The organism is Paenibacillus kribbensis (assembly GCF_001705305.1).
Taxonomy (GTDB): Bacteria; Bacillota; Bacilli; order Paenibacillales; family Paenibacillaceae; genus Paenibacillus; species Paenibacillus kribbensis_B.
In genome coordinates this window covers 254,176-265,898 of sequence record NZ_MCBP01000004.1, presented here as the reverse complement: position 1 = coordinate 265,898, position 11,723 = coordinate 254,176, and the positions used below count along the sequence as shown (strand labels likewise).

The following is an 11,723-nucleotide window of genomic DNA, read 5'->3' as shown; positions in this document are numbered from 1 at the left end:
TAAAGTGTATTGATTCAAACTCATTTAAATTTGTTCAGCTTATCGCCAAAACGTTCGCCAAGCGTAATGCTCAGACCGGAATTGTTGAGCGAGACGTTCGGATTGTTCAGTTCCTCACGAGGCGCGCGAGCTGCACGTGGTGCTCTTTCTGCTTTTGGAGCAGCTTCAGGAGCTTCTTCCGTTTCTTTAATGCTCAGGCTAACACGTTTTTCGGAAGGATTCATTTCAAGAATTTTAACTTTCACTTCTTGTCCTTCTTCCAGAACCTCTTGTGGAGTACCAATGTGTTTGTGGGAAATTTGGGAAATGTGAACCAAACCTTCCACGCCAGGAGCGATTTCAACGAATGCACCGAAGTTAACCAGACGTTTTACAACACCGGTTACGATGTCACTGTTATTAAATTGTCCAGCAGCCGATTCCCAAGGACCAGGCTGTGCAGCTTTCATGCTCAGGCTGATTTTTCCTTTTTCAGGATCTACTTTCAAGACTTTTACTTTTACTTGATCCCCTTCAGAAACAGCATCAGAAGGCTTATCAACATGAGTCCAAGCGATTTCAGATACATGAACCAAGCCGTCCACGCCACCTACGTCTACAAAAGCACCAAACTGAGTGAGACGTTGAACCGTACCTACGATTTCTTGTCCTTCTTTCAGCTCAGCCATTACTTTCTGCTTGTTGGCTTCAAATTCTGCTTCCAGAACGTCTTTTTGAGAAAGGATCACTTTGTTGTTTTCGCGATCCAGCTCTTTTACAACAACACGCAATGTGCGGCCTTTGTAATCGCTGAAATCTTCAACGAAATGACGTTCTACCATGGATGCAGGAATGAATCCACGCACACCCACGTCTACTACGATGCCGCCTTTAACGACGTCGTTTACTACGACTTCAAACACTTCTTTGCTTTCGAACAGTTGCTCCAGCTTTTCCCAAGCATTTTCGCTGTCGATTGCGCGTTTGGACAGAACAAGCTTTTCTTTGGCATCATCGATGCTAATGATTCTGGCTTCGACTTCTTGGCCTACTTGTACTGCTTCTTCTGCGTTATCCAAACCAGAAGACAACTCGCGAATTGGAATAACTCCATCGTATTTATATCCAATGCTTACTACCGCTTGGTTATCTTCCAATTTCACGATTGTACCTTTAACGGTGTCACCTTTTTTCAGGGAGACGATTTGATCGAGCTCGTCTTGATTAGCCGCTTCAGCAGCTTCTTGATTTTTAATTTCTTCCGACATGTCAATACCCTCCTCAATTCAAAAAAACCATTTATTTAAACCTGCGCATGGCAGAGTTCAAAACATCAATTAAACTTTTGTTCTAGTTTTCCGAGCTTAGACATAATTCATGCAAGCCTTTCAGTTATTCGTAGGCTTGCCAGTTTCCTTCATTGTACGGATACGGGACATAATTGCTTCTGTCGCCAGTTCAAGCGGGTCTCCCTCGATATCGGCCCCTTTTTGGAAGGCATCCAAATTGACAGGCTTGCCGTATATCACTTTCGTTTTACGGAAAAGCTTGTAATCACCTACAATGGCGACCGGAACGGCAGCCGCTCCACTACGCAGCGCAAAGCTGGCAGCACCCTTTTTACCAATTCCTCCAGCTCCTCTAGAGCCTTCTGGGAAGATCCCCATTACTTTTCCATCACGCAAAATGTTCAATGCCAGTTTAATGGATTCCTTACTCACACCACCGCGTTTGACTGGAAAAGCTCCCAGCTTGTCGATCAATGGCCCCAGTACAGGAATATTAAACAGCTCGGCTTTTGCCATAAAGTGAACCTTTCGCTTCAGCAAAATACCAACTGTAGGAGGGTCAAGATTACTAATATGATTAGAGCACAACAATACTCCGCCCTCAGCAGGTACATTTTCCCTGCCTACCGCTTCAAGTCTAAACAGAATGCGGTAAATGAGACGCAAAATACTGACGCATACCGTATATATCATTGGCTGATCTCCCCATCCTTCTTCGCCACGCAATAAGATACGATCGTCTCCACGACATCCTGAATGCCCATATGGGTCGTATCCAGTACGATGGCGTCCTCACTGCAACGAAGCGGGGATACTTCCCTCTCCTCGTCAAGCTTGTCACGTGCCGCAATGTCACGTTCAAGCTGCTCCAGAGTGATATCATCAGCTCCGTTCAATTCTTTAAAACGGCGAGAGGCACGTTCCTGAACACTTGCAGTCATGAACACCTTAACTTCCGCATCGGGAAGTACAGTTGTTCCAATGTCCCGCCCGTCCATAACGACGCCCTTACGCGCAGCCATTTCACGCTGGTTTTCAGTCAAACGTGTGCGTAAACCCGCAATACTCGAATACTGTGATACCTTGCTGGTCACTTCCATCGAACGAATTACTGTAGTTACGTCTTCCCCGTTACAATAAACCTTTTGACCTGTGGGGTCCGGTACTAATTCAATCACCAGCTCAGGTACATGTTGAAGCACTTTTTCTACATTTTCCGCCGGAATTTCCTTACATATCATGTACCACGCTGCTGCCCGGTACATGGCTCCAGTGTCCACATACACATAAGAAAGTGCTTTCGCCACCAAGCGGGCCACTGTACTTTTCCCTGCACCAGCAGGTCCGTCAATGGCTACATTTATTTTTTTATTTGAAGATACTTGCTGCCTTGCCAACGGGGAATTCCTCCTAACCTAACCTCAAGAAAAAAGCAGGCATTGCCTGCGACGTGAAAATTATACCACACATTTATAGACGATGCAAAATGAACGGCAGGTTTACTGAAAAAGAATCCCCCCGGATGATTACGATTTTTCCCGAAATTCCAGCTGTCTTTCAAAGCAATATTTAATCAGCTTTTGGCGCTCCTGATCAGCAATTTTCTCATATTTCAGCATGATGAGCCTACGGCCATTTTCCATCTCATGAATGCGTACAACTTCAGACTGGAACCACACATGCTCCATCGTGCCGTTTTTATAAGGAACCAAAATCCAGCAGGACAACGATTCTCCTTCTTCTAGAAGGTGCGGTCCCTGAGTATGAAAAGAAACGCCCCCGCCTCCCACATCATGTGTCTCTGCTACAAATCTTGACTCGTTTACACCATGTTTCACCGCAATTTCCAGATTGGCCTTAACACGGAGGTAGTTTCGACGCTGAATTTTGCTGATGCTGTCCGGATCCGGCTTTTGAATGCGGACCATCCGCAGCACATCTTCTTTAAAGCCCGTAACATGAGTATTAAAATAGTTTTTAATTCCACCCTCGCTCATAAAAAATATCGATAGCTCTTCCCCCAAAAACAGCTTTTTCAAATGCCCGCTTATTTGTGACATGGGAATTTCAATCAGAAAGTTCTGTGACTCCTCTTCCGCAATACGCGACTTGAATTCAAAAAGTTCGTCCTTGTGATCGCTACCAGCGAGTTGTATGTATAGCACATCATTAATTTTAGGAAACAAACCATTCACCGTCCTTGTCCATTAAAAGCTTTAACCAAGGTCTATAATACCACGACTTTATGCCTATTTTAAGCATTTTATTTGTTGGAACTATGATTAAAGCGCAAAAACCCCCTTAAATTAAGGAGGTTTCGAGTGGCTAAGGAATTATATCCCTTGTACCTTCAGCGTTATGCATTTTTTGCTTTGGCTTGAGGCTCATCCGAGTCTTTCACTTGCTCAATCGTTTCTTCCATCCCCGTATCGGCATTAATGTAAATCCGATAAACGGAGCCATTGATTTTACCGCCAAATTCATAACACAGAACTTCTTTCGACAGTTCATTTTCAATTAATGCTTTACGATGGTAAGTTTCACGAAACTCAGGATTCAGCTTTGCTCGTGCAGCCTTCAAATCCAGTTTAGCCTTCGGGATATGACGGAGAGGATTGTGCTCGTGCACATAGTCGCTCGCTTGAAGCCCAGTCACTTTTCCGTTATCCAGGCCCGATCTGACTGTGATTTTTTCCGGATAGATAATCACGTCCCCTTGCACGCTTGCATATGTGATGGCGGCTAAATTTGTCCTTTCATCATAAGCAACCGGCTTCATCCCCTTGTAGCCCTTTTGTTCGAGAAATTCACTCGCATGCCGAATCGCCTCATTGCGGGTGACTTTTTTGGGACCTACTTCTCTCATATCGTGATAGGAAATGAGCTTACCGCCCTTTTTCGTAAAATCCATGGTGGCCACAGGCTTCTGCTTGTTAAGCAGGGTAGCCGTATAGGACGCCCATTCAGTCCCTTTACCGTTTTCATGTACACGAATCTGGCTTTCCGGTTTTCCTGTAAACATGGCAGCATTCCGCTTAATTTGCGCAGCATCCACAACCGGGAGATTCAATTTTTTCACAGAACGCTTGGCATAAATGCTGGCCACGGAAGGCCCCCAATCCAGTTCCTTGTAGCCCTCCACCTTTTTGTCCACGGTTTTGAAGCCATCTATAATCGTGTTATCCTTTGGACCGGTTTGTGCGCCTGGGGCTTGCTCTACATCAGTCCATCGCAAGTTTTTACTCAAGGCCTTTGCTCGAACTTCGTGCATGCTTTTCGAAATTTCTCTGGAGTTGTTATACAACGTTTTTAGATTTGATAATTCTTTTTCGGTTAAAGGCTCGTTGTCCAGATCACGAACGGCGGTCTGATACGAAAATGTAGATAAATGTGACAGCAAATCCTTGGCATGATTAAATGGCATCACATTGAGAGGCAGCTGGTTAACCTCACTTTGGGCCTCACTTGTAAGCCTCCACACGTTCATCAAACATTTGCGATGCATCGCGTGTGAAGTGTTATGGACAGCAACTGCGTTACCCAGTTGGGAATGCAGCTGATCCATATGAAACGACAAATCATGAAACGCACGCTGATATTGATTTTCCGTTTTAATCGACATGCTTTTGGCCTGAAGAGATACCTCTTTTCTCATCTGGCTTTCCCGATAACCCCACACAAATGCTCCTATCATGACCAGGGCAACAATCGGGAACAACACGGAACTAAGTCGCTTATACATATTGGAAGTCTCCTTTCTTCAAGTACACTACCGATAGTGTGACAAGAAGAAAGCTCTCTTATGCATGGTTTTCCATGAGTTCAACAATAAACTCGCAATGATCGCATATACAACGCTTAAAGCCGGTTTGAATTCGTCCTTGCTCCATGCGTCCTCTAAGCACAAAGCGTTCCCCGCATCTTTTACAATGAATTCTCACTTTAATACGCAAAAAAGACACCTCTTTCTCTAACAGGTTTGTCAGATCAGTGTGTCCCTTTTTGTTACATATTAACCTTTTCTTCCCGTTTCAATAATCTGAAAGGAGAACGGTTGTTAGCACGAGTGATCTTCGCCATGCCTCCATACCACAAAAATGCCATCAGAGGAATGATAAACCAAACCCAGTCATGCTGGAATTTCGTTAAAATCAGATCATATACGCCGTGCCAAAACCATGGAAGCACCAATGACAGAAGCAACATGTATTTGCTCTTCCACCCCTCTGAAAACTTGGCTTTTCCCAAGTAATAGCCCATCATTACTCCAAACATCGCATGACCAGACACAGGTAGCAGCGATCTCATCAGCATCATGCTCACAGAAGCATGCCCCGCCCAGGCATACAATAGATTTTCAACCGTAGCAAATCCGAGGGATACCGCAGCCGCATACAAAATGCCGTCATAAGGCTCATCGAACTCGGTATGATTATATATAATGTGATACAACAAAAACCATTTAAAAAACTCTTCCACTCCGGCCGAAATGCCGAACACCTGGATTAACGTGTTATCCCCTAGCCAAAGCAGCAGCCCGCGTTGAAAAATCATAACAGGAAGCACCACCAGGAAGCCGAGTAGAAACACTTTAACAACCATGTGCAGCGGCTCCGCATCATATCTGTCCTTCAAGTAAAAATACATCAATAAGGCAAGACCCGGCGCTGTGGCTGCCGCTAAAACCGAAAACAGAAGCACCGATCATCCCTCCATAAAAATGAGTCGGCCCTGCATTCAGCGCAGAGCCGACAAATTCACTCCATATCACTTTCTATAGCCCGATTAAGAACGGCTGTCAAAATGAGTGCAGATGACAGCAACAGCCTGTTCAGGAATGATCAGCTTGCCGTACTCCTCCAGCATTGCTGGTGTTACGGATGAGCCTTCCCCAAATTCGGCAAGAACCGCGATCAAAGCCGCGAGCTTGGACTCCTCTACCTCTTCTGGCTCCAAATGCAGCATCCATTTTCCTCTATAATGATACAGCTTACCTGCTTCCGTAGTGTTGCTGCGGAGCATGTGAGCCGCTTCTATGAGTACTTCGAAATCGCTAAACGCGTAAACAATGGAATCACTGTGTTCCATCGTGACTTCCATTTCGTAGACTTCTTCTGGAAGCTCCTCATCGGGACCCGAACCATACTGCTGGTGATCGTATTTTCCCCGAGTGACGATAACAACCATTCCCTGAGCAGGGAGCGCAAAGACTTCGACAGCTAACGGTCCCGTGGCATCGAAGCCCAGCTCGCTGTATGCCTGATCCATCATTTCGGTGAACAGCTCATGGACTCTTGGAATTTCTTGCCACATATCGTCTTTTTGAATACCGCGTTCGCTCAAATCGTCAAAGGTAAGGAAAATCCGTATCTTGTCCTGACTTAATCTTTCTATTTTCATACTGGACCCTCCTCCTGGCAGCCGAGTGTTATTAACAGATTATGATGCAATTATGATGCCTGTGATGAAAATGGTTCTATGTAATCATGTTATCATTTTATAATCGTAAATGCACGAAATAAAAATGAGAAAAAAAAGAATCATTTGAACGGCTTTCACAAAAAAGCCGCAAAATGATTCGGGATAGAGGTTCCGGGGTTATAATCCCGGTACGGCTGTATGAGTTTCCTTCAGTATTTGCTCGACCTCGCGTTTAACATCGGGACTACTGCTGATAAAGTCTTTAATCAACTTCATATTTTCTTCTTTGCTTTGGACATTATGAACGGTTGTATCTGTTTTGGAATGATGATCATGATCCTCATGAGTATCATGTTTATTTAGCGTAATATCGCCCATTCCGGGAAACGCAGCGTCCATCATTTTGGTGCGGGCTTTCTGCACCAAATTTTCGCCTTTTTTTCCATCCATGTTCATAGAAAAGCCCAGCATGTTGCGGTTACGGGAGATCATAGAGCCTGCGACAGCGCCCAAAACGATTCCCAGGAAAAATGAAGATGTCTTCACAATTAGAACCTCCCTTTGTGGTAGAATCAAGCATAGTGTTCGTCAGGAAAGACAAACTCATACGGTATAAATACAGGAAGGTGAGATGAATTAATGGGTACAAAAACAGCAGCCATTTTATTGACTGCATGTCTGCTGCTTAGTGCTTGCACGGCGAACAAGCCGGAATCGGCGACTACCGGCAACAACCAAACTTCGGCAGCGTCTGACACAAGCAACGGTAATCAAACAGTCCCTAAAGATCATAACTCAGCAGGTAAAACAACAGCACAACATGACAAGTCCGCTGTTGACAACAGCAAATCGGAGGATTCAGCTACGGTGGCTGCCACCGATAAAACTTATCATTTGGACAAAGCATATAATGTGGTTCCCAATCAAGAAGGAGTGGAAAAAAAGGTTATTTTGCTAACCTTTGACGATGGGCCCAAGGAAGCGGCCATGATTAATAAAATCATTGATACACTGGACAAGCACAAGGCCAAAGCTATTTTCTTCGTAAACGGTTACCGTGTGAAGGAGCATCCTGAACTGCTCAAGCTTATCCATGACCGTGGACAGCCCATCGGCAACCATAGCTGGGACCACATCGTGCTGAAGAACAAATCGGAGGCTGAGGTCAAAAAGCAGATTGAAACCGTGCAAAAAATGGTCAAGGATATAACGGGCCAAGCACCGGTGTTTTTTCGCCCTCCTCATGGTGCAGGCGGAGACGTAGGCCGTAAGGTTGCCAAGGAAAACGGACTTCTGTACATGACCTGGTCCGTCGGTTCTCTGGATTGGACTATGAAGAAGAGTCAGCCTAATAAAACGGATGCGCTTCTCAAAAATGTAACGGAGCAGCTACATCCTGGCAGCAACATTTTGATGCATGAACTGCCATGGACAGCTGAGGCGCTGGATAGTCTATTGACCCTCCTGGAGCAAAAGGGTTACCAGTTTGTTGATCCGCGAAACATTGAGGTTCCTGCCAGCTAACAGGAATTGGGTTTAGGGTCAATAATCAACGATAATTGCAGAAAAGGCCTTCATCTTCCGCATAAGCTTGTGCGAAGATAAAGGCCTTTTTCTTACACCCTTTTATTACCAGAGCAATTTACTGATAGGCGGTGCTCCCTTGATGCCCCACCATAGTAACGCTGCTGTAATAAGTACAAAAAGAGTGCTCAAAAAATTTAAAAACCACTTGCTTACCCGGATACGGCGGGACGGAAACATTTCTGCCCGCGTACGGTACTCACTGACAGGAGCGTCATCCTCCATCATCACAGCAACTTCTGGTACAGCGTCAACGTGGGCCAATTCAGGCACGGGTCGTGAAGCACGGGAACGGACAGGTTTTGATTTGGACCTGTCCTCCTCCTTGACTTTGCGACCATTTCGACGACTACCATAGGTCTGCACTCTGCTAAGCTCCTGATTCATTCTTCATACCTCCGAAAACGCAACGCTAAACCGGATATCAGGTCAATCACAAAATGACAAATGATCGGCGCCCACAGGCTGCCGGTCTGTACGTAGATGTAGCCCAATCCGTAACTGCTAAGGAATACCCAGCCTGTTGGAATCCAATGCCGTAAATATCGGATATGGATGACTGCAAACAAAATGCTTGTCCAATAAGGTCCAAAGCTGTACTGAATCGCACCTCTGAACAAAAGTTCCTCACAGATCGAGACGACGGCAGCTATACAAATAATATGCCAAATCGGACGATTTTGAAACAGCAATTGGTTAATTCCGCCGTCATCCATGGCATCCTCAGGCATAACTCGGGATAACACCAGATCCACCAGGAGCATAGCAGCAGCCAATCCCAGTCCCCACCATAAGACATGTAAACTGTTCGGCAAGGCAAACAATTCCAACACATTTCTTTGCTGAAAAATAATCCAGACTGCACCGACCAGCAGGGTCAGTCCCTGGGTTAGATACAAATTGTAAAGCAGCAAGCGGTCATTCAATTCGTGAATTTGCGCTCTTTTCCATTTCACTTTAAGCTTTTTCATGATTAGTTAGTCCTCTGCATAGTCTTCTTTAGCATCATAGCCAAAAAGTCAGGCGGATTCAAGAAGACCTAATTCTTAATTATTCCGCATGTTATAGCTACTATCTAGCCAGTTATCTATACATGTCACATCTCCTATTGACATGGCCATGTAAGCCGTGATACATTATGAAAAAATTATTTACGACAACAACCTTGATGGAGAAAAGATATTGATTTCGTCCTCAGAGAATCGGTGCTTGGGTGGAAGCCGATGGCGAAGTAATGTTCTTCAGCGCTCCTGAGTTATTGCACCGAGGCCTAGGAAATTTTATTCCGGCATTAGATGCAATCGGCAGAAAACCGTTATCCTTTCGGTCATTTTATGACCGCTGAAGGCAGTCCGTTGCGAAATGGCTGCGAATTAGGGTGGTACCACGATAACTCTCGTCCCTTACTATGGAGATAGTATGTGATTCGGGGGTTTTTTTGATGCCCGAAAACCGCAAAGCGGCTCCCACAGAGCTTTTGTCCATTAGCTTTGACCGAAAGCTCGGTGCGTAATGCTATTTTATCCCTTTTCTGCGTCAATGCGTTATCACACAAGTGTTTACCACGCTCTCCTGTAGTTTTAGAAGCATTTCAAGTTTTTTCATGTTCTTTATGGAATGTATTTCAGTTAGAAGTACATCCTGTCCATAAAAGAAGTTAACTTTGAGGAGGAAACCAAATGTTTAAAGTGTTAGTATCCGATCCGATCAGTGACCTGGGCATTCAGCAGCTGATGGATGCAGACGATGTCACGGTGGACAAGAACACAGGTCTCAGCGAGGATGAATTGGTTCAAATTATTGGTGACTATGACGCACTGCTCGTCCGCAGCCAAACCCGGGTAACCGAACGCATCATGGCCGCAGGTAAAAACCTCAAAGTGGTCGGACGCGCCGGTGTAGGAGTGGACAACATCGACCTTGAGGCAGCAACGCAACGCGGGATTATCGTTATTAACGCTCCTGACGGCAACACAATTACGACATGTGAGCATACTTTTGCCATGATGATGGCTCTGGCACGTCATATTCCACAGGCGTATGCCAAAACCATCGCCGGTACATGGGATCGTAAAACATTCCTCGGTGTCGAGCTGCGCAACAAAACGCTCGGAGTCCTCGGTATGGGACGTATCGGCAGCGAAGTAGCCAAACGCGCCAAAGCCTTTGGCATGAACATCCTCGGCTATGATCCGTTTCTGACGGAAGAGCGTGCCGAGAAGCTGGGCATCAAGCTGGCCAGCGTGGACGAAATCATCCGCAATGCAGATTTCATGACCGTACACACACCTTTAACACCGGAAACCAAGCATATGATTGCACGCCCGCAGTTTGAAGTGATGAAAAAAGGAATGCGCATCATTAACTGTGCGCGTGGCGGTGTTATCGATGAAATGGCTCTCGTTGAGGCCATTGATAAAGGAATTGTGGCCGGTGCAGCCTTTGACGTATTCGAGTCGGAACCGCCAGCACAAGACCACCCTTTCCTGAGCCATCCAAAAATTATCGTCACACCGCATCTGGGTGCCTCGACGGTCGAAGCGCAAGAGAACGTAGCCATCGACGTGTCTGAACAGGTGCTGCATATTTTGCGTGATGAGCCGTTTAAAAATGCGGTCAACATGCCTCCTGTTCCATCCAATGTGATGACGCAATTGCAGCCGTATTTCTCGCTTGGCGAGAAGCTGGGCAGCTTTGCCGCACAGGTAACAAATCAGGCTGTACGTGAAATCCATGTGGATTACGCTGGCGATTTGTCCTCTGTAGATACACAGCCGCTGACACGTTATATTTTGAAAGGTGTACTCAGCCGTCACTTGGGCAGTGATGTAAACATTGTAAATTCTGTACATCTTACCAAAACACGCGACATCCATCTGGTCGTATCTCAGGCACCGGCTACCAAGGGCTTTACGAACCTGATCACCGTTACGCTTAAAACACAAAGTGGCGAAGAGCAACGTGTAGCCGGCACCCTGCTTGCAGGTTATGGCGAACGTATCGTTCAGTTGAACCAATTCCCGGTTGATGTGGCACCGGAAGCTCATTTCCTGCTCATCTCCCACAATGATAAGCCGGGCATTATCGGCCGTGTCGGCACCCTGCTTGGCGAAAACGGCGTCAATATCGCCTCCATGCAAGTAGGACGTAAAATTGTTGGTGGTGAAGCGATCATGATCCTGACGGTTGATAAGGCTGTGCCAAAAGACGTGCTGATTCAGCTGGTTGGGTTGCCGGAACTGAATACCGCTCAAGAAGTAGTGCTGGATTAAATATAGACAGGGCTTAAGAAAGTCCATCTACTTTCCCTATAAAAGTGAGGCGCCTGGGTAATCAGGCGTCTTTTTCCTATGCCAATGCCAAATATCTATCTTGATGCTGAATGTTCCACGTTGAACAAGATAAATGTTGATTTTTCAACAAAAAGCACCCTCTTCCGAGGATGCTTTC

12 protein-coding genes are annotated in these 11,723 nt (G+C 45.7%); 2 read left to right on the top strand and 10 right to left on the bottom strand.

The genetic code is table 11. From position 1 onward, the window contains the following. Window positions 1-20: 20 nt before the first annotated feature. The 8 genes from rpsA to BAZ21_RS09815 form a co-directional block, all read right to left on the bottom strand. Entirely contained in the window at window positions 21-1,247 is a 1,227-nt protein-coding gene (rpsA, locus tag BAZ21_RS09850; RefSeq protein WP_068499465.1) for a 30S ribosomal protein S1, read from the bottom strand. 120 nt (window positions 1,248-1,367) lie between these two features. Then, window positions 1,368-1,961 carry a lysophospholipid acyltransferase family protein gene (locus tag BAZ21_RS09845; RefSeq protein ID WP_068499463.1) on the bottom strand — a complete coding sequence of 198 codons (594 nt, stop codon included), beginning with the start codon at window positions 1,959-1,961 and terminating at the stop codon, window positions 1,368-1,370. Next, window positions 1,958-2,665: a (d)CMP kinase gene (gene cmk / locus BAZ21_RS09840; RefSeq protein ID WP_068499461.1), complete on the bottom strand. Its 708-nt coding sequence runs from the start codon at window positions 2,663-2,665 to the stop codon at window positions 1,958-1,960. The genes BAZ21_RS09845 and cmk overlap by 4 nt, the downstream gene beginning before the upstream one ends. A gap of 129 nt (window positions 2,666-2,794) precedes the next feature. After that, a complete protein-coding gene (locus tag BAZ21_RS09835; protein ID WP_068499459.1) occupies window positions 2,795-3,454 on the bottom strand; it encodes a flagellar brake protein in 660 nt (219 codons plus the stop codon). A 170-nt stretch (window positions 3,455-3,624) separates the two neighbouring features. Further along, window positions 3,625-5,010, bottom strand: a complete 1,386-nt coding sequence (gene ypeB / locus BAZ21_RS09830) for a germination protein YpeB (RefSeq protein ID WP_068499457.1) — start codon at window positions 5,008-5,010, stop codon at window positions 3,625-3,627. Window positions 5,011-5,273: 263 nt separating this feature from the next. Continuing rightward, window positions 5,274-5,969: a glutamic-type intramembrane protease PrsW gene (prsW, locus tag BAZ21_RS09825; RefSeq protein WP_068499456.1), complete on the bottom strand. Its 696-nt coding sequence runs from the start codon at window positions 5,967-5,969 to the stop codon at window positions 5,274-5,276. Window positions 5,970-6,053: 84 nt separating this feature from the next. Beyond that, window positions 6,054-6,668, bottom strand: coding sequence for a genetic competence negative regulator (locus BAZ21_RS09820; RefSeq protein WP_007430857.1), 615 nt, complete (start codon window positions 6,666-6,668; stop codon window positions 6,054-6,056). Window positions 6,669-6,866: 198 nt separating this feature from the next. Then, window positions 6,867-7,235 (bottom strand): hypothetical protein, encoded by a 369-nt coding sequence (locus BAZ21_RS09815; RefSeq protein ID WP_068499455.1) that lies wholly within the window; start codon window positions 7,233-7,235, stop codon window positions 6,867-6,869. 93 nt (window positions 7,236-7,328) lie between these two features. On the opposite strand from BAZ21_RS09815, the gene BAZ21_RS09810 reads away from it, so the two are divergent. Then, window positions 7,329-8,213, top strand: coding sequence for a polysaccharide deacetylase family protein (locus tag BAZ21_RS09810; protein ID WP_068499454.1), 885 nt, complete (start codon window positions 7,329-7,331; stop codon window positions 8,211-8,213). A gap of 105 nt (window positions 8,214-8,318) precedes the next feature. On the opposite strand, the gene BAZ21_RS09805 is transcribed toward BAZ21_RS09810, so the two are convergent. Together BAZ21_RS09805 and BAZ21_RS09800 are read right to left on the bottom strand one after the other, a co-directional pair. Further along, entirely contained in the window at window positions 8,319-8,660 is a 342-nt protein-coding gene (locus BAZ21_RS09805) for a hypothetical protein (RefSeq protein ID WP_068499451.1), read from the bottom strand. Further along, window positions 8,657-9,244 carry a type II CAAX endopeptidase family protein gene (locus tag BAZ21_RS09800; protein WP_007430861.1) on the bottom strand — a complete coding sequence of 196 codons (588 nt, stop codon included), beginning with the start codon at window positions 9,242-9,244 and terminating at the stop codon, window positions 8,657-8,659. The genes BAZ21_RS09805 and BAZ21_RS09800 overlap by 4 nt, the downstream gene beginning before the upstream one ends. Before the next feature lie 708 nt (window positions 9,245-9,952). On the opposite strand from BAZ21_RS09800, the gene serA reads away from it, so the two are divergent. Then, window positions 9,953-11,545, top strand: a complete 1,593-nt coding sequence (serA, locus tag BAZ21_RS09795; protein ID WP_068499449.1) for a phosphoglycerate dehydrogenase — start codon at window positions 9,953-9,955, stop codon at window positions 11,543-11,545. Window positions 11,546-11,723: the final 178 nt, after the last annotated feature.

Excerpts from the sequence above, each read along its gene's own strand:
- ypeB (WP_068499457.1), bottom strand. The coding sequence starts at position 5,010 with ATGTATAAGCGACTTAGTTCCGTGTTGTTCCCGATTGTTGCCCTGGTC.
- BAZ21_RS09845 (WP_068499463.1), bottom strand. The coding sequence starts at position 1,961 with ATGATATATACGGTATGCGTCAGTATTTTGCGTCTCATTTACCGCATT.
- BAZ21_RS09810 (WP_068499454.1), top strand. The coding sequence starts at position 7,329 with ATGGGTACAAAAACAGCAGCCATTTTATTGACTGCATGTCTGCTGCTT.
- BAZ21_RS09820 (WP_007430857.1), bottom strand. The coding sequence starts at position 6,668 with ATGAAAATAGAAAGATTAAGTCAGGACAAGATACGGATTTTCCTTACC.
- rpsA (WP_068499465.1), bottom strand. The coding sequence starts at position 1,247 with ATGTCGGAAGAAATTAAAAATCAAGAAGCTGCTGAAGCGGCTAATCAA.
- BAZ21_RS09800 (WP_007430861.1), bottom strand. The coding sequence starts at position 9,244 with ATGAAAAAGCTTAAAGTGAAATGGAAAAGAGCGCAAATTCACGAATTG.
- serA (WP_068499449.1), top strand. The coding sequence starts at position 9,953 with ATGTTTAAAGTGTTAGTATCCGATCCGATCAGTGACCTGGGCATTCAG.
- BAZ21_RS09805 (WP_068499451.1), bottom strand. The coding sequence starts at position 8,660 with ATGAATCAGGAGCTTAGCAGAGTGCAGACCTATGGTAGTCGTCGAAAT.